Source organism: Massilia sp. IC2-477 (assembly GCF_020707265.1).
In the GTDB taxonomy this organism is placed as follows: Bacteria; Pseudomonadota; Gammaproteobacteria; order Burkholderiales; family Burkholderiaceae_D; genus Telluria.
Genome location: NZ_JAJFEQ010000004.1, coordinates 28,782 through 45,374, shown reverse-complemented (window position 1 = coordinate 45,374; position 16,593 = coordinate 28,782). Strand labels below are relative to the sequence as shown.

The window sequence follows — 16,593 nt, the reverse complement described above, 5'->3', positions numbered from 1 at the left end:
GACTATGGCACAAGCATCCTTTAATCCCACTCCGCCGTTCCGCATCGGAACCGGCTACGATTGCCACGCACTGGTCGAAGGGCGCAAGCTCATCGTCGGCGGCGTGACCATCCCGCACCGCCTGGGCCTGCTCGGCCACTCGGACGCCGACGTGCTGCTGCACGCGATCATCGACTCGCTGCTGGGCGCAGCTGCGCTGGGCGACATCGGCAAGCATTTCCCCGACACCGACCCGATGTTCGCGGGCGCCGATTCGCGCACCCTGCTGCGGGAAGTGGCGCACCGCGTGGTAGCGACCGGCTACACCATCGGCAACATCGACGCGACCATCATTGCCCAGCAGCCGAAGATGGCGCCGCACATCCCGCAGATGGTGTCGCGCATCGCCGAAGACCTGGGCCTGTCGCCGCAGCAGGTGAACATCAAGGCCAAGACCAACGAAAAGCTGGGCTTCCTCGGGCGTGAAGAGGGCATGGCGGCGGAGTCGGTGGCGCTGCTGATCCGCGCCGCGGAACCGGGCTAAGTAGATAGCTCTCTGACATGTGCGTGCATATGCACTATAATTCCTCGAACGGGCAACACGCCCATTCGGGGAGTCGCACATGACAACGCAAGAAACGATGACGCCGCGCGCGGCCTGGATGCTGATCCTGGCCGCGAGCACGATCCTGATGATCACGATGGGCGCGCGCCTGACCACGGGCCTGTTCCTGTCGCCGATCAACACTTCCACCGGCCTCGGCATCGCCACCATCAGCTTCGCGATGGCGGTCGCCCAGCTCATGTGGGGAGCCTCGCAGCCGGTCTTCGGCGCCATCGCCGACAAGTACGGCCCGGCGCGCGTGATCGTGATCGGCGGCGTCATGCTCGCTGTCGGCACGGCCGCCACGCCCTTCATGTCCTCCGAGTGGGGGCTGCTGCTCAGCATGGGCATCCTGTCCGCCGCCGGCGCCGGGGCAGGGAGCTTCTCGATCCTGATCGGCGCTACCGCCCAGCGCCTGCCCGCCGAGCGGCGCGCTTTTGCCTCGGGCTTCATCAACGCCGGCGGCTCCTTCGGCCAGTTCGTGTTCGCGCCACTGATGCAGGCGATCATTGCGTCCGCCGGCTGGGTCATCGCCATGCTCACCATGGCCGCCACGACCCTGCTCACCATCCCGCTGGCGCTGGGCATGCGCAAGAAGCCGGCCGTGCCGCTGACCTCATCCGCCAGCGCAGCCCCGGCCGCTCCCGTCGCCCCAGGCATCAGCCTGAGCGAACAGCTGCGCCAGGCCATGCGCGACCGCAGCTACCTGTGCCTGCACCTGGGCTTCTTTACCTGCGGCTTCCACATCGCCTTCCTCGTCACCCACCTGCCGCAGGAAGTCGCGCTGTGCGGCCTGTCGGCCGGCGTGTCGGCCACGGCGCTGGCGCTGATCGGGCTGTTCAACATCGCGGGCAGCCTGGCGGCGGGAGCGCTCGCCAACCGCTATCGCATGAAGTCGCTGCTCGCCTTCATCTACGGCGGCCGCGCCCTGATCATCGTAGCCTACCTCCTGGCGCCAAAAACCGCGCTGACCTTCTACCTGTTCGCCGGCGCGCTCGGCTTCACCTGGCTGGCCACGGTGCCGCCGACCGCCGGCCTGGTGGGCAAGCTGTTCGGCATGCGCTACCTGGCGACCCTGTTCGGCATGACCCTGCTGTCGCACCAGATCGGCGGCTTCTTCGGCGCCTGGCTGGGCGGCCTGTCCTTTGTCCGTTTCGGCGACTACACCTGGATGTGGTATGCCGACATCCTGCTGGCCGTGGCGGCCGCATTGATCAACCTGCCGATCCGCGAAGCGCCCGTGGCGCGTCCGGGACTGGCAGTAGCGAAAGGCTGAAGGGATGGCGCGCGAAACCTGGGCCTATCGCGAGGTGGCGGTGGAATCCTTCGTCGATCCGAGAACCGGACAGGTGCGCATTCGCCCTGTGTCGGGCCAGGCCTATGCCACCTCGCTGCGGGTGCAGTGCGCACGGGCGCTGAGCGACCCGGAGCGCTATCCGGTCGGCACCCGCTTCCTGGTATCCGCCAAGCTGACCGACCGCCAGGGCGGCGCCCCCTTCCTGTTCGTGTGGCACGGCGATCCGGTAAGCGTGATGAGCAAGGCGGCATTGACGCGCTTCCTGGGGGAGCGCAAGCGCCTGCGGCTCTGAGCCCGCGAGCTCCATCGGGGTCAGGTCTGACATTTGAACACGAGCTCATCAACTGCTGCTGCAGAGCTTGTGTCTGAATGTCAGACCTGACCCTGGTTAGGGTCATTGAGTCTGATCGGTCAGCGCGCCGGCTCCATGACCGCCAGCCAGGCCAGGACGATGAACAGCAGGATGCCGCACACGACGCTGAAAACGGTACCGATGCGCCGCGGCCAGCAGTGGGTCAGCAGCACCGCCAGGCCGCCGAATACGAAGGACAGGCTGGCGCAGATGGCCACCCACGGCGGGGCACGGTAGAGCGACACGCGTCGCGGGCGCGCGGACGGTACACCCTCGAGTAGCCCGGTGGTGAAGCCGAGTGCCAGCAAGCCGAGCAGCAGCATGCCGATCCCGCAGATCAGCGCATCGCGCCGCGTGTTCCGGACTTTCATTTGCCCGCCAGGTCGCGCTCCACCACCTCGAGGAAGGTGGCGGTGCTCCAGCGCAGGTCTGTGACCGGGATATCGGGGCGGTAGAACTCGCCGTTGCCGCGCGGCCGGTTCACGTAGAGCTTGGTCGGCACGATGACGCGCGCCAGTCCGCCCGGCAGGGGCTCGACCCGCACTTCCATGTAGGTCGAGTCGGCCGAGCTGGGCGCGCCGACCAGCTTCGTGTTGGGGAACAGCTTGAAGTAGTCGATCGCGTCCAGGCAGGCGCTGGCGCAGTTGCCGGGGACGATCACGTAGACCGGGCGGGTGAAGGGCGCGGCCGGCGCCTGCTGCACGGTCCCGCTGCCCTCGTTCTGCTCGTCCTTCGAGATGTAGTAGGGCTTGCCGGCCGCTTGCGCCTTGCGCATGGCCGCTTCGCGCTCGGCCCACCACTGCGCGGATGCGGTCTCGCCCCGGGCGATGTCTTTCTCCTTCCCCTGCTGGTAATAGGCGATGTTGCCTGGCGAAGCGCGGTACCAGACTTCGACCTTCCGGTTGCGGGCATCGTCGCGCCGTTTCAGCTCGGCGTCGCCCCACAGCGCCTTGGCGAACTCCTCGCTCCAGCTCGAGCTGCCACCCTGGTTGCGGCGCAGGTCGACCACGACGGCATCGGCGCCGAGGAAGCGTTCGCGCTCCTTGCGCACCTGCTCGTTGATCGCGCGATAGGCGGCGCGCTCCTTGTCGGAAGGCTGGAAGGTCGGCATGGCGACCCAGAACAGGTTCTTGCGTGGTTCGCTCAGGCCGACCGGCAGGGTAGCGCCGGCGACGCTGTCGCGCAGCAGCGGCGTGCGCGAGTCGGGTATGGTGCGCCAGGCCAGCACGCGTTCGACCTGCCTGCCGTCAAGCTCGAAAACGCAGCGCTGCGGGCGCGGCGCGAACGGGTTGCCGAAGTCGGTGAACAGGTTGCGCGCCTGGCTCCACCACTGGCCTTCTTCCTTCGGGCGGCCCAGGAAGGCGAACACGTTCTGCGCCAAGAGCCGGCGCGCCGGCTTGCCGTCGCAGGACACGATGCGCTCGCCCTCGCGCGCGGCGCCATCCTCGCTCGCATACACGAACAGGTCGCCGCGCCAGGCGGCGACGAAGCCGGGCCACTCGGCCGGCTTGACGGCATCGAAATCGAAGCTGGGGTAGACGCCCGCGTGGCCATCGTGGATCCGGTTCGAAAAGCCCAGCAGGGCCGCGATGTAGCCGCTGCCGTCATTCACCTTCGCCGCCAGCGCCGCTCCATGAGCCCTGGCGGCGCGCAAGTTGCGCAGAAATGCCGGGTTGTGCGGATCGTGGGCGCCGGCATGGTTGGCCAGGGTGACCCGGTAGCCGGCGTCGACGTCGCGCAGGGCGGCGGCGCGCCAAGCCTGCGCCGTGGACGGCAGGGGCGGAGCGGCGTCGGCGGCCGACACGGTGGATGAATAGCTGGCGAGCGCTGCAAGGGCAGCGGCAAGGATGGTCGGCATGAAGCGCATGGCAGGCAGCGGGTCGGAATCGGGCGCCCACTATACCGCGGCTATGCTGCTGGGAAATGCGTGGTTTCTCACACCGCTCGCGCTCGCCGGCAGGAGGTGGACAGCGCAGGCTTGCAAAAATGGTTACCATCGGGTTTTCAGACCGCATTTTTGAGAGGACTACCATGGCCACACGGAACATCGCCGTCATCGTCGGCAGCCTGCGCAAGGATTCGTTCACCCGCAAGGTGGCGCAATCGATGATCGAACTCGCGCCCGCCAGCCTGCGCATGGAGATCGTCGAGATCCGCGACCTGCCGCTCTACAACCAGGACGACGAGACCGACAACCCACCGCCCGCCTTCACGGCCTTCCGCGAGCGCATCAGGCAGGCCGACGGCATCCTGTTCTGTACGCCGGAATACAACCGCTCGGTGCCGGGCGCGCTCAAGAATGCGATCGACGTCGGCTCGCGCCCCTACGGCAAGGCCGCCTACGCGGACAAGCCCTGCGCGGTGGTCAGCGTGTCGCCCGGCGCGCTGGGCGGATTCGGCGCCAACCACCACCTGCGCCAGATGCTGCCCTTCCTGAACATGCCCTGCATGCCGGCGCCGGAAGCCTATGTCGGCATGGTGGGCAACAAGTACGAGGGCGACCGCCTGGTCGACGATGGGAGCCGCGCCTTCTTCCAGACCTTCATCGACAGCTTCGCCGCCTGGGTAGAGCGCCATGCCCGCTGAACACCCGATCGCGGTGCGCGGGCTCGACCACATCGTGCTGCGCGTGGCCGACCTCGAGGCCATGATCGCCTTTTATGGCGAGGTGCTGGGCTGCCGGGTCGAGCGCCGCCAGGACGAGATCGGCCTGGTCCAGCTGCGCGCCGGCGCGTCCATGATCGACCTGGTGCCCGTGAGCGGCAAGCTGGGAAGCGCGGGCGGCGCCGCGCCCGGCCTCGAGGGGCGCAACCTCGACCACCTGTGCCTGCGCCTCGAACCCTTCGATGAAGGCGCGATCCGGCGCCACCTGGCGGCGCATGGCGTGGAGGCCGGCCCGGTCGAATCGCGCTATGGCGCCGAAGGCGAGGGCCCGTCGATGTACCTGCTCGACCCGGAGCGCAATACCGTCGAGCTCAAGGGGGCGCCTTACACCGCATGAAGGCGCGCACGGCAACAGCTGGCGATCATCGTGCCGCCCGCTACGGCCGGCCAGACGGCTGGCGCGGCCGCCTGTACGACATCATCTTCCGCAGCGATTCGGTCGCCGGGCGGCGCTTCGACATCGCGCTGGTGCTGGCGATCCTGCTCAGCATCCTGGTGGTGGTGCTCGACAGCGTGCCGCGCATCCGGGTTCGCCACGCCGATCTCATGCATGGGCTGGAGTGGACCTTCACCCTGCTGTTCACGATCGAGTACGTGGCGCGCCTGCTGTGCGTGCGCCAGCCGCTGCGCTACGCCACCAGCTTCTTCGGCATCGTCGACCTGCTGTCGGTGCTGCCCACCTACGTCTCGCTGCTGGTGCCGGGCAGCGAAGCGCTGCTCGACATCCGCATCCTGCGCCTGCTGCGCGTGTTCCGCATCTTCAAGCTGACCCTCTACATCGAGGAGTACACGCGCCTGGCCGAGGCGCTGGCGGCGAGCCGGCGCAAGATCATGGTGTTCCTGTCGGTGGTGCTGATGGCGGTGCTGATCCTGGGGACGGTGATGTACGTGGTGGAGGGGCCGGAACATGGCTACACCAGCATCCCGACCGCGATGTACTGGGCAATCGTCACCATGACCACGGTGGGCTACGGCGACATCACGCCGCATACGCCGCTCGGCAAAGGCATTGCCTCATTCATGATGCTGCTCGGCTGGGGCATTCTGGCGGTGCCGACCGGCATCGTCACCGCCGAGATGACGGCGCGCCGCGGCGACCGCCGCCATGGCCCGGCGCGCCTGCCGCGCGACTGCGAGGTGTGCGGCAGCGGCGGCCATGATGCGAACGCGAATTTCTGCAAGGAGTGCGGCGCTGAATTGCCTCCAGCGCCGTCCCGGCCTTGAGACCGGCCGGTGCAGCCGCGCCATGGCGCCGCCTCGTCAGAACTTCACGGCCAGGCGCGCGTAGTAATAGCCGCCATTGATGCCGAAGGGCGAGATCGGGGGGTAGATCGTCACCGCGGCGTTGTCGAGGTTGGCGCGCTGCTCGGCCAGCAGCCTGGGGTTGACCTGGTCGGGATATTCGTTGAACAGGTTGTTGGCGCCCAGCGAGACAGTCCAGGCCTTGCCGAACTGGTAGCTCACTTCGAGGTCGGTGATCACGGACGGCTTGACCTCGTTCTCGTAGTACACCGCGCCATCCGACGAGATCAGTTCCGAGGATTTGCCGAACACGTTCTCGCGCAGGTTCACGGTCCACGCGCCCGTCTTCCACAACGCGCCCAGGTTCAGGCGCGCCCGCGGCGAAGCGGTCTCGAGGTGCGAGATCGCGGTGGCGTCGAGCAGGGTCTGCGGCCGCAGCTGGGCCGGCGCCTGGTTGATCTTAATGACCTTGACCCGGTTGTAGTTGGCCGCCGCCGACCAGTCGACGCGCCCGTATCCGCCGTAGTTGCTGCTCAGGGTCGCGACCGCTTCCAGGCCGCGGCTGCGCGTGTTCACGGCGTTCGAGAAAATGTTGATGCCGGTCTGGACCACGGTCGGGTCGAGCACGTTGCCGTTGGCCAGGATGGCCGCCGTCACCGCCGGGGCGTTGACCGCGCCGCCGGAGCCGTAGATCGCGCCGCTGCCGACGATGCGGTCGCGGATGCTGATCTGGTAGGCGTCGAGCGTGATCGCCAGGCCCGGGCGCGGATTCAGCACCAGGCCGGCGCTGACGTTAGTCGACGCTTCCGGCTTGAGGCCGTCGATGCCCACCAGGCGCGCGCCCGGCGAGTTCGGGGCCAGCTGCACGAAGGCGCTGCGCGGCGACACGTTGGTGGCCGAGTAGTAGGACTCGGCCAGGGTCGGGGCGCGGAAGCCGTTGCTGTAAGTGGCGCGCAGCGCGACCGCCGGCGAGAAATCGTAGCGGCTGGTCAGCTTGCCCACCTTGGCGTTGCCGAAGTCGCTGAAGCGCTCGTAGCGGCCGGCGACGTCGACCGTCCATCCCGGCAGCGGCTGGCCCGAGAGGTTGACGTAGAAGGCCTTGTTGTTGCGGCTGTGGCTGCCGGCGTCGGTCAGCGAGAAGCCGGGGTAGGACTGCGAGCCTTCCTTGTAGCGCGAGGGGGCGTCGCCGGCGACGATGGCGTAGGTGTCGCGGCGGTGCTCCAGGCCGAGGGCGAAGGTCAGCGGCACCGACCAGCCGATCTCGAACTCGCGGCTCAGGTCGAGGTTATTGGTCCACTGGCTGGCGTGGAATTCGCCGGCGGCGAAGTTCAGCGGGGTGCTGCCTGTGTCGGTGTAGAGCGAGATGTTGGCGGAATTGGCCACGCCCAGCTTGGCCACGTCCTTGCCATAGGTGCTCGACAGGTCCCAGCGCCAGCCGCCCGCCAGCTGTCCCTTGATGCCGGCGGTGAAGGCATAATCCTCTTCGTCGAAGGTCTCCTGCGGGCTGAAGCCGAACGGGTAGATCTGCGGCAGGCGGTTCGGCATGCGGTAGTTCTCCCAGGCCCGCGCCTCTTTCTTGCCGTAGGTGCCGAAGGCATACAGCGACAGGTCCTGGCCGAAGTCGGCGCCGAAGTTGGCGGCGGCGATGTGCTGGCGGTACTGGGCGTCGCCCGAGATCTTGTTCAGGCGCGGGTAGCCGGGCGCGTTAACCAGGCTGGGCATGGCCGCCATGGTGGCCGGGTCGACCACGCGCGGGTCGATGCCGCCGCGGTCGGAGAAACCATGGTACTTGCTTTCGGCCGTCAGGCTCAGGAAGGCGTCGTCGAAGGGACGCAGGCCGATGTTGGCCATGCCGTCGCCGGTGTGGCCGCCGCCGTCCATGTAGGCGCCGCCGTTGAGGTTGGCGCTGCCGCCGCGCTCGTTCGACTTCAGGATGATGTTGACCACGCCGGCGATGGCGTCGGTGCCGTACTGCGCCGCGGCGCCGTCCTGCAGCACCTCGACATGGTCGATCGCGGCCACCGGGATGTAGTTCAGGTCAGCAGCCGCGCCGCCCTGGTAGGGACCGCCCAGCACGGCCAGGTTGGCGGTGCCGTGGCGCCGCTTGCCGTTCACCAGCACCAGGGTATTGTTCGGGCTCAGGCCGCGCAGGCGGGCCGAGAGGGTCATGTTCGCCATGTCGCTGCCGAAGGCCTGGGCGTTCAGCGACGGCAGGTTCTGGGCCAGGGCCTGGATCAGGTCCGGCTGGCCGGTACGGGCCAGCGAGGCCGAGTCCAGCACCTGGACCGGCGAGGCGCTGTTCTCCACCTTGAGGCCGGCGGCGCGGGTGCCGGTGACGATCACGACGCCGGTGCCGGTGACGCCCGGCGCCCCGGGCTCGGGCGCCGGCGCCGGCGCGGCGGGCGCGTCGGCGGCCTTCTCGTCGGCGTGGGCGAGCGCAAGGCCGCAGGACAGCAGACCGGCGGCGACGCCGGTGAGACGAATGGCTTTGTACATGGTATTTCCCTTCGATGGACAGCGAGACGGAAAACGAACGGCGCTTTGCTGGGCGCTCCTTATTTTTTGGCGGCGGTGACCTCGATCTCGATCAGCCAGCCGGGGTTGCTGAGGCCGGCGACCTGGAACACCGATCGCGCCGGCAGGTTCGGCTGGGCGCCGCCGAAGAACTGGGTATAGCCCTCCATGAAGCCGGCGACGTCGGCGCGCCCGCCCTTGGAGACGTCGCCGACGATGAACACCTGCATCTTGACTACGTCGCCCATGCCCAGCCCCATGCCCTGCAGGATCTCCCTGATGCGGTTCAGCACTCCGACGGTCTGGGTTCTGGTGTCGCCGAAGGCGGCCAGCGAGTTCGGATCGGCGGTCTTGTTGACCACCGGCGGCACCTGGCCGCTGATGAAATGGATGGTGGCGCTGGGCGGCAGGGTCACCGCCAGGGCGATCGGGAAATCCGAATTGGGGATCTTGTGGCGCACGATCTCCTGGGCGCCGGCGGCAGCCGGCAGCAGCAGGGACAGGGCGGCGAGACGGGATGCGAATGACTTCATGGATGCCTTTCGTGTCGTTGGAAAATCAGTGCTTGTTGCCGAAGCGGCTGCGAGTGGCGGGTGCGACCTGCAGCGCGCTGCGCTGGGCCTCGATCTCGGCGCTTGACACCGGGGCGGCGCCGTTGCCCCAGCTGCTGCGCACATGGCTCAGGACAGCGGCGATCTCGGCGTCGTCGAGGCTGCCGCTGAAGGCGGGCATGCCGCCGCGTCCCTTGAGCAGCACCGCCGCGAGCGGCGCCGGCTCGCCGAGCGCGACCGCGCTGCCGGCCAGCGCCGGGAAGGCGCCCGGGATGCCGCGGCCGTCGGCCTGGTGGCAGGCGGCGCAGTTTTTGGCGAACAGGGCCTTGCCCTCAGTCCCGCCGGTCGGGGCCTGGGCCATGGCAGCACCGGCGTGCAGCAGGGAGCTGGTCAAAAGCGCGCCGAGGAGCGCGTGCAGGGAGGTGTGGAAGCTCATGCGCTTGCCCTCTTGTGAAGTTGTTCGATCTGCTGCCAGGCCGATTCGATGGCGCCGGCCTGCCAGCCGGTCAGGTAGCTCAGGTGCTCGCCGGCCAGCAGCACCCGGCCTTCGCCTTCGAGCAGGACCGGGTAGGCGCCCTGACGCGCGTCCTCGTTCCATTCGGCCCAGCCGCCCAGGCTGTGCTGCACGCGGTGCCAGGCCACCGAGAAGGACTGCTCATGGGCGCTGCGGTAGGCCGGGAAGATCTTCTCGCCGGCGCGCAGGGCGAATTCGGTCCGTTCGGCCGGCGTCAGTGCGCTGACCTCGATCGCATCGAGCGCGTAGTTGTAGTAGCCGAGCACCACGCCCTTGCGCTGCTGCCAGCCGCCGGACGGCAGGGAAATGGTGTTGATTCCCTTGATGTCGGTGAGCACATGGCCGCCGTAGATCTGTTCGTCCTCTTCCCAGAAACGGCGCTTCATCTGCAGGCCGATCTTGCCCACCGGCGCATACGGGACGGCCTGGATCGCCGCCTTGAAGCGCTCCGAGAAATCGGTGTCGATCATGCGCAGCACCGACAGCGGCACCGTGCACAGGCAATAGTCGGCGCTGACCGAGGCCCGCTTGCCGCCGTCCAGGTAGTCGATCGTGACCGCGCCGGGCGCTTGGCGGATGCGTTCGACCACGGCGCCGTAGCGGATTGCCTTGCCGAGGCGGCGTGCGAAAGCGCGCGGGATCTGGTCCATGCCGCCGACCGGCTGGAACATCGTCGCGTGCATGGGAAATTCCTGCACTGCGCTGTAGACCTTGCCGACCCTGGCCGCCAGCAGGTCGCCGAAGGCGAGCGGATCGGAGGGCTTGCCCGGGCCGGGCACGAGGCCGGCGCCCGGATTGACCGCGAAGCCGCGGCCGTTGCGGCCCTTGTAGGCCAGGTCGCCATTGCCGAGGGCGCCTTCGTTGACGAGGTAGTCGAGCAGCAGGGCCTGGTCGTCGGCGCTCAGGCGGGCGTCGAGCTGGTGCTCCTTCACGCTCTTGGCCAGCAGCTCGGCCACGTGGCCGCGCATGTCGGCCTTGACCTGGGCGCCGCGCAGGCGCTGCTTCGAGAGTGGGCCGCCGTCCTCTAGGTAGACGAAGGCGTGGTCGTTCTCGTTGACCATGACTTCGAGCGGCACGTCGAACAGGCGCGTGTAGTACAGGGTGGACTGGTGGTCGAGCGGGATGCGCCACGGTCCATGGTTGATGTAGTGGCCCTCGTCGAAGTTGCAGCGTTGGACCTCGCCGCCCAGCTCCTTCAGGGCGAAGCCCTTGCGCGCTGTCTGGCAGCGTCCGCCCGCGAAGCTGCGTGCCTCCAGCACCTGCACTTCGTAGCCGAGCTTGGCGAGCTCGAAGGCGGCGGTCAGGCCGGCCAGGCCGGCGCCGAGGATCACGACCTTCTTGCCCTTGCCGCTGCCGCCGAGCGCGGGCGGGGCGTTGACCCGGGACGCGATGCCCATGCCCCAGGCTTTCATGGTGTTCAACAGCAGCGCCGATCCGCCGACGGCAGCAGCGCGATACAGGAATTCACGCCGGGTCAGCGACGGGGTTCTTCGTTTCATCCGCACCTCAACTCTTTGTTGTTGGGAGACCTGCTATGGTCCCAACAGCAATAGCCGTGCCAGTAGCGTGCGAAATATCAACAAAAGGCCGAATAAAAATAAAGTCTGGCGCTAAATCGTGCAAATGTAAGCTTGTTGTCAGCCAATTTATGCAAATTAAATACACATGCAGAGTGTATTGACGTCCCTGGGGCGGGACTGCTGCAGACTATATTTTTCCCAGTCACGGCAAGGGGCCGGAAGGGAGGCGATCCAGCGCGATCCGCAAGATATACTGCTCTGTGGCACTACTTTGCGGCACTGCACCATTCTGGCGACAATACGCACTGGCTTGGCAGGGTGTCCCCCACCAGTCCGTCGCGCTCTAGCCAGTAGCAAAACTGCCCGTAGCTCGGCAGCGTGCCGATATCATGTCCGCGGAAAAATTCTTCCAGCATTTGGCGATACGCATCCTGCCGAGAGAACGCGGCATGGGTCGCGGCATAGCGTGCTACGGCGGCGCGGAACAGCGCGCGCATGGCGCCGTCCACATTGGCGCCGGCGGCTTCGCCCTTGCGCGGGCGGCCGCGCTTGACGCCGGGGTTGGCGGCGCGCGTCTTGCCGGGCGCGCCGGAATTCAGGTAGTCCGGCCACAGCGCATCGGGGGTCTGGCCGCGCTCCCAGTAGCGCCGCAGGTAACGCATGACGCTGGCCTTCGACATGCCCTGCGCCTCGGCGCAGGCAGCCACCAGGGCGGGCCGCTGGGCCTGCAGGTAGAGCGCCGGGAGCTGCGCGTGCAGGCTGCGGACGGCTTCCCAGGCCTTCATCTGCAGGCGGCGGTGCTTGTCGGCCACCATGGCGGGCGGACGAGCGGCATGGGGATCGGCCAGCAGCAGGCGGGCGCGACGCGCGGCGACATCGGCCGCCAGCGCTGCGGTGGCCAGTGGCCGGGGCAGGGCGCTGGCCTGCCCGAGCGGGAAGACGTAGGCCAGTAGGCCGCCGCTGTCGATCCACAGGATCCGGATGGCGTGTACCGGCGGACCGGCGTACTCGAGGACATCGTTCTGTATAAACATCGGCATCTCCCCTTCGGATACCGTGCTTGCATGCAAGGTTCAGGCCAGCGCACGTTTAATCCAGCTCAAAGGTCGACGTACGTGCAAGGCTAGTCTTCTACCCTCGTGTCGCAGCCCGGTTAGGTGGGCTGCGGTGTGTCTTTCAATGCACCCATATAACGAGGTCAATGCATGTATCCCTTTCCACAAACCGTGACCCCGGCCGTGCGCACCCACATGGACGCGCAGACCGCCTTCCTGAACGACATGTCCAAGTCCATGTTCCGGTCCTTCCAGCAGATGTGCGACCTGAACATCCAGCTGGTGCAGACCCTGGTCGAGGAGAGCACCCTGGCCAGCCAGCAGGTGCTGAGCGCCGATCGCCAGACCGAGATGCTCAGCGCTGCCGCCGCGCACGCCCAGCCGACCAGCGACAAGCTGCGCGCCTACCAGCACCACATCTCGCGCCTGGCGGCCGACGCCCAGGTCGAGCTGGCGCGGGTGACCGAGCAGCACGTGCAGAACACCACGCGTACCGCACGCGCCCTGGTCGACGAAGTCACCCGCAGCACCGCCGAGGAAACCGAGCGTCATATCCGCACCCAGCAGGAGGCGCTGCGCAACGCCGCCGACCCGTTCGCACGTGCGGACGGCGATGCGCGCCACCCGATGGATGGCGACGGTGAAGTGCACCGCGGCCAGCCGGGACAGGGCGCGCAACAGGCCGGCGCCCAGGGCAACCGCCCGGCAGGCGCGGCCACGCACTAGGGTCGTAGCGCCCGGCCGGCAGCGCCGGCGGGCGCTCCCACGGTGGCGGCATCGCCTGGCGCCGCCACCGCCGCCGGCGCGGCGGCACGCGCCGGCGCCAATCCGAACAGCGGCCGCAGCAGGGCCACGCGGCGCACCACCTCGAAGATCCCGAAACTCAGGGTCAAGGTCAGCAGCACCAGCAGCACCGCCTCCAGACCCGGCCCGATCCGCAGCGGCTGCATGGCGTGCGCCATCGTCACGATCAGGGTCTGGTGCAGGATGTACACCGGGAAGATCGCTTCGTTCAGGTAACGCCGCGCCGCGCCGTCACGATCCAGGTGGCGCGCGGCGAAACCGCAGGCGGCCACCAGTGCGCACCAGGCCTGCAGCGCATACATTGCAAACACGAAGGGACGCAGGGACGCCATTACAGTCGGGGCGACCACTTCGTAGGCAGCGATCCACATGACGAGCAGGGCCCAGCCGATGGCGGCGATGCCCAGCGCATGCCAGCGCAGCGGAACCAGGCGGGCCCAGAAGCCGGGCACGCGCGCCACCAGGGCGCCCAGCAGGAAGGGAATGAAGGACATCGCGTGGTTGTACCAGTCGCCAACGACGGCGTGGTTGGTCGGGAAATGCTCGACCAGGGCCACGCGTGCGATGGCCAGTACGGCGGCCGGCAGGGCGACGATGCGCCAACCCGTCAGCCAGCCGCCGATGCGTGCCGCCACGGCGTCGAAGCGCGGCCCCAGCGCCGCGACCAGCCCGCCGAGCAGCATTGTATAGATCCACAGGTAGGCGACGAACCACAGGTGGTTCCAGGTCGGCAGGATCAGGCAATCCTCGCGGCAGAAGCCCTTGTAGGCCTGCAGGTACAGCCGCATGAAGGCGCCGTAGCCATCGGCGTAGCCGAGCTTCTCGACCACTTCCAGGTAGGGCTGCGGCGGCACCACCACCAGCATGCCGAACACCAGCGGCAGCAGCAGGCGCAGGCTGCGCCGGCGCAGGAAGGGCGCGGTGCCGGCCTTGCGCAGCATGAGGCTGGCCGCGGCGCCTGCAACAAAGAACAGCAGCCCCAGGCGCCAGGGCGAGGACAGCATCATGAAGGGTTCCGGGAGTGTAGAGGCGAAGGGGCTCTTCACATGCCAGTCCCAGCTTACGTAGTACATGCCGACGTGGTAGAGGATCAGGATGAAAAAGGCGATGATGCGCACCCAGTCGAGGAAGTACAGGCGCGTTGGGGGAGTGATTTGAGTGTTCATGGCGCACGCTCGTTGTCGAAGTGGCGCCAGCATGCCTGTCGTGGCTGCCCGGGGCGAGCAAGATGTGGTCAAACGGGCTCGCGGCGGGGCGAGTTGGATGCAGGCCCTGAAGCAGGATCAGGCAATGCGCCCGAGCGGTCGACGCCGGAGGAACGCGGGCTTATTCCCAGGCAACCGGCTGGTCGCGCGATATCAGGTCTTCTGCGCGGACCGCGCTATCGGACAGCACACGAGCGATTACCGTCGCCTCGATCCTGCGCGCTTTCAGGTACTCGACTGCGCCGAGCGTTCCAACGGACGCCTGAAGTGCAATGGCGTGCCTCACGGCCTGTTCGGCATCGACCGATGCGGGATGGGACAACAAGGAACGCGTCAAGGCCCGGCGCTCGGCTTGTAAGGTTTCCATTGATTTTTCTGTGAAAAAAATCCGCCACCTCGAGAGTGGCGGAAAATACGTTGGTTCACGTAGGAGACATGAACAGGATAGTGGCGAAACATGTCGGCATGATGACAGCGCCGCGCCCTAGCCTGATTGCAGGGCCGCCATCAGGTCGGCGCGGTACTGGCGGCTGCAGGGCACCCGTGCGCCGCCGCGCAGCACCAGTTCGCAGTCGCCCTTGTCGAGCGGAACGACGCGTTCGACGGCCGCGGGCCGCACCGCGGCGCGCCGGTGGCAGCGCACGAAGCCGGCGCCGAGCTGGTCGAGCAGGCTTGACAGGGTCTGGCGCAGCAGCGGGGCCCCCTGCGCTGTGTGCAGCGCCACGTAGTTGTCGGCGGTTTCCAGCCATTCGATGTCGGCCACCTGCACCACGCGGGTGGCGCCGCGTTCGGTGACGAGCAGCTGGCGCGGGGCCAGGCCGGTGGCGGTGGATGCGGGGCGCGAGACGAGCCGCGCCTGCAGCCGTTCCAGCGCCCGCCTCAATCGTGCCTGGTCGAAGGGCTTGAGCAGGTAGTCGATGGCGTTGGCGTCGAAAGCGCGCAGCGCGTACTCGTCATAGGCGGTGACGAACACCACCAGCGGGGCCGGCTGTGGCAGCGAGGCCGCGAGGTCGATGCCGGACAGCTCGGGCATTTCGATGTCGAGCAGCAGGGCGTCCGGACGGAACTCCGGCAAGCAGCACAGCGCCGCGTGGCCGTCGGCGGCTTCTTCGATCGCCTCGATGCCCGGTTCGAGCGCCAGCATGCGGCGCAGCCGGGCACGCGCGGGGCCTTCGTCGTCGACGATCAGGATGCGCATGGCAGCCTCAGTTCGGTGCGTACGCCGGCGGGCGCCAGCTGCGTGAGCGACAGGCTGGCGCGGTCGCCATGCAGCGCCGCCAGGCGTGCGCGCAGGTTGGACAGGCCGAGTCCCGGGCCGGCGCCATCCGCGTCAGGGCCGAGCACTCCGCGGTCGTCCTCGATGCGCAGCGCCAGCCCGGCGCCATCGCGCGTGGCGCTGACCGTGATGCGGGTCGGCGCGCGCTGGCGCTCCACGGTGTGCTTGAACACGTTCTCCAGCAGCGGCTGCACGCTCATGGCGGGCAGCTGCACGCCGAGCGTGTCGTCGTCAATGCGCCAGTGTACCTGCGCGCGGCCGTCGAAGCGCTGCTCCATCACGCCCGCATAGGCGCGCGCCAGGCGTAGTTCTTCGCCCAGCGTGGCCTGCGGCCGCTCGCCCAGCGCCAGCGCGGCGCGCAGCAGGTCAGCCAATTGCACCAGGGTGGCGTCGGCGCGCGCCACGTCGGTGTGCATCAGCGACGAGATGGTATTCAATGCATTGAACAGGAAGTGCGGCTGCATCTGGCGCGCCAAGGACTGCAGCTGGGCCTCGCGCAGGAGCGAAGCGGCCCGTTCCTCGCGCAGGCGCGCCCCTAGCAGCTCGCGATAGGACAGCAGGCCGAAGCCGATCATCGTGAACAGGCCGATGAAGACGGTGAGCTTCATCGATTCGTAGACGAAGACCTGGCCCCAGGGTTCATGGTCGTAGCTGGCGCCGGCCAGCGCATACACGGCGTGACGGATGCTGAACACCGACGGTATGAAGACGATCCAGTACAGGGGCAGCATGCTCGCCTGCAGCGCGAACCAGCGCAAGGGCGTGGCGATCAGGTGGTCGAAGCGGGCGCCATGGCGGCGTTGCAGGAACAGCAGCAGGGTAGCGACCAGCGCCGAGGAGCTCTCCCACAACACGGGCTGCCAGTAAGCGCTGCCGCCGTCGCGCCGGTAGTCCTCGACGGCGACCAGCACCATCAGGGTCCAGAACAGGAGCCAGGCGATGGCGAAGGCGATCTTGCTGCGGGTCGGGTTCATGCGGCCCGATCTTCCAGCATCCGCCGGCGCTTGTCAAAGCCG

General features: G+C 68.0%; 18 protein-coding genes. 7 read left to right on the top strand and 11 right to left on the bottom strand.

The genetic code is table 11. The features are described 5' to 3' along the window. The first annotated feature begins 4 nt into the window (after positions 1–4). The 3 genes from ispF (at position 5) to LK542_RS08975 (ending at position 2,172) form a co-directional block, all read left to right on the top strand. On the top strand, positions 5–523 hold the full coding sequence (gene ispF, locus LK542_RS08985) for a 2-C-methyl-D-erythritol 2,4-cyclodiphosphate synthase (RefSeq protein ID WP_227798877.1): 519 nt from the start codon (positions 5–7) through the stop codon (positions 521–523). A gap of 79 nt (positions 524–602) precedes the next feature. Continuing rightward, positions 603–1,859, top strand: a complete 1,257-nt coding sequence (locus tag LK542_RS08980) for an MFS transporter (protein ID WP_227811651.1) — start codon at positions 603–605, stop codon at positions 1,857–1,859. Between the two features lie 4 nt (positions 1,860–1,863). Further along, on the top strand, positions 1,864–2,172 hold the full coding sequence (locus LK542_RS08975; RefSeq protein WP_227811650.1) for a hypothetical protein: 309 nt from the start codon (positions 1,864–1,866) through the stop codon (positions 2,170–2,172). A gap of 119 nt (positions 2,173–2,291) precedes the next feature. Here the strand turns inward: LK542_RS08975 and LK542_RS08970 are convergent, their stop codons facing one another. Further along, positions 2,292–2,603, bottom strand: coding sequence for a hypothetical protein (locus tag LK542_RS08970; RefSeq protein WP_227798874.1), 312 nt, complete (start codon positions 2,601–2,603; stop codon positions 2,292–2,294). Then, entirely contained in the window at positions 2,600–4,090 is a 1,491-nt protein-coding gene (locus tag LK542_RS08965) for a S41 family peptidase (protein WP_227811649.1), read from the bottom strand. The genes LK542_RS08970 and LK542_RS08965 overlap by 4 nt, the downstream gene beginning before the upstream one ends. Before the next feature lie 173 nt (positions 4,091–4,263). Between LK542_RS08965 and LK542_RS08960 the strand changes: the two genes are divergently transcribed. The 3 genes from LK542_RS08960 to LK542_RS08950 are packed head-to-tail and all read left to right on the top strand — an operon-like array spanning position 4,264 to position 6,120. Next, positions 4,264–4,818 (top strand): NADPH-dependent FMN reductase, encoded by a 555-nt coding sequence (locus LK542_RS08960; RefSeq protein WP_227811648.1) that lies wholly within the window; start codon positions 4,264–4,266, stop codon positions 4,816–4,818. Further along, positions 4,808–5,233: a VOC family protein gene (locus LK542_RS08955; RefSeq protein WP_227811647.1), complete on the top strand. Its 426-nt coding sequence runs from the start codon at positions 4,808–4,810 to the stop codon at positions 5,231–5,233. The genes LK542_RS08960 and LK542_RS08955 overlap by 11 nt, the downstream gene beginning before the upstream one ends. Then, a complete protein-coding gene (locus LK542_RS08950) occupies positions 5,230–6,120 on the top strand; it encodes an ion transporter (protein WP_227811646.1) in 891 nt (296 codons plus the stop codon). The genes LK542_RS08955 and LK542_RS08950 overlap by 4 nt, the downstream gene beginning before the upstream one ends. A gap of 36 nt (positions 6,121–6,156) precedes the next feature. On the opposite strand, the gene LK542_RS08945 is transcribed toward LK542_RS08950, so the two are convergent. The 5 genes from LK542_RS08945 to LK542_RS08925 all read right to left on the bottom strand — a co-directional run bounded on the left by LK542_RS08945 (position 6,157) and on the right by LK542_RS08925 (position 12,271). Further along, entirely contained in the window at positions 6,157–8,634 is a 2,478-nt protein-coding gene (locus tag LK542_RS08945) for a TonB-dependent siderophore receptor (RefSeq protein ID WP_227811645.1), read from the bottom strand. Between the two features lie 59 nt (positions 8,635–8,693). Further along, positions 8,694–9,185, bottom strand: coding sequence for a RidA family protein (locus LK542_RS08940; protein WP_227811644.1), 492 nt, complete (start codon positions 9,183–9,185; stop codon positions 8,694–8,696). 25 nt (positions 9,186–9,210) lie between these two features. Then, the gene (locus tag LK542_RS08935) at positions 9,211–9,639 is read right to left on the bottom strand and encodes a cytochrome c (RefSeq protein WP_227811643.1); all 429 of its coding nucleotides are present in this window, start codon (positions 9,637–9,639) and stop codon (positions 9,211–9,213) included. Then, positions 9,636–11,216 carry a flavin monoamine oxidase family protein gene (locus LK542_RS08930; RefSeq protein WP_227811642.1) on the bottom strand — a complete coding sequence of 527 codons (1,581 nt, stop codon included), beginning with the start codon at positions 11,214–11,216 and terminating at the stop codon, positions 9,636–9,638. Before LK542_RS08930 ends, LK542_RS08935 begins: the two co-directional genes overlap by 4 nt. Positions 11,217–11,503: 287 nt before the next feature. Then, positions 11,504–12,271: a hypothetical protein gene (locus tag LK542_RS08925; protein ID WP_227811641.1), complete on the bottom strand. Its 768-nt coding sequence runs from the start codon at positions 12,269–12,271 to the stop codon at positions 11,504–11,506. 171 nt (positions 12,272–12,442) lie between these two features. Here LK542_RS08925 and LK542_RS08920 point away from each other — a divergent pair, with 171 nt between their 5' ends. Beyond that, complete coding sequence (locus LK542_RS08920; RefSeq protein WP_227811640.1) at positions 12,443–13,018, top strand: phasin family protein; 576 nt, start codon at positions 12,443–12,445, stop codon at positions 13,016–13,018. On the opposite strand, the gene LK542_RS08915 is transcribed toward LK542_RS08920, so the two are convergent. From LK542_RS08915 to LK542_RS08900, 4 genes are all read right to left on the bottom strand, one after another. Continuing rightward, positions 13,015–14,262 (bottom strand): acyltransferase family protein, encoded by a 1,248-nt coding sequence (locus LK542_RS08915; protein WP_227811639.1) that lies wholly within the window; start codon positions 14,260–14,262, stop codon positions 13,015–13,017. The genes LK542_RS08920 and LK542_RS08915 overlap by 4 nt on opposite strands. A 160-nt stretch (positions 14,263–14,422) precedes the next feature. Then, a complete protein-coding gene (locus LK542_RS08910; RefSeq protein ID WP_227811638.1) occupies positions 14,423–14,668 on the bottom strand; it encodes a hypothetical protein in 246 nt (81 codons plus the stop codon). A 117-nt stretch (positions 14,669–14,785) separates the two neighbouring features. Then, positions 14,786–15,499 (bottom strand): LytTR family DNA-binding domain-containing protein, encoded by a 714-nt coding sequence (locus LK542_RS08905; RefSeq protein ID WP_227811637.1) that lies wholly within the window; start codon positions 15,497–15,499, stop codon positions 14,786–14,788. Continuing rightward, positions 15,487–16,551 (bottom strand): sensor histidine kinase, encoded by a 1,065-nt coding sequence (locus tag LK542_RS08900; RefSeq protein WP_227811636.1) that lies wholly within the window; start codon positions 16,549–16,551, stop codon positions 15,487–15,489. Before LK542_RS08900 ends, LK542_RS08905 begins: the two co-directional genes overlap by 13 nt. Between the last annotated feature and the right edge of the window lie 42 nt (positions 16,552–16,593).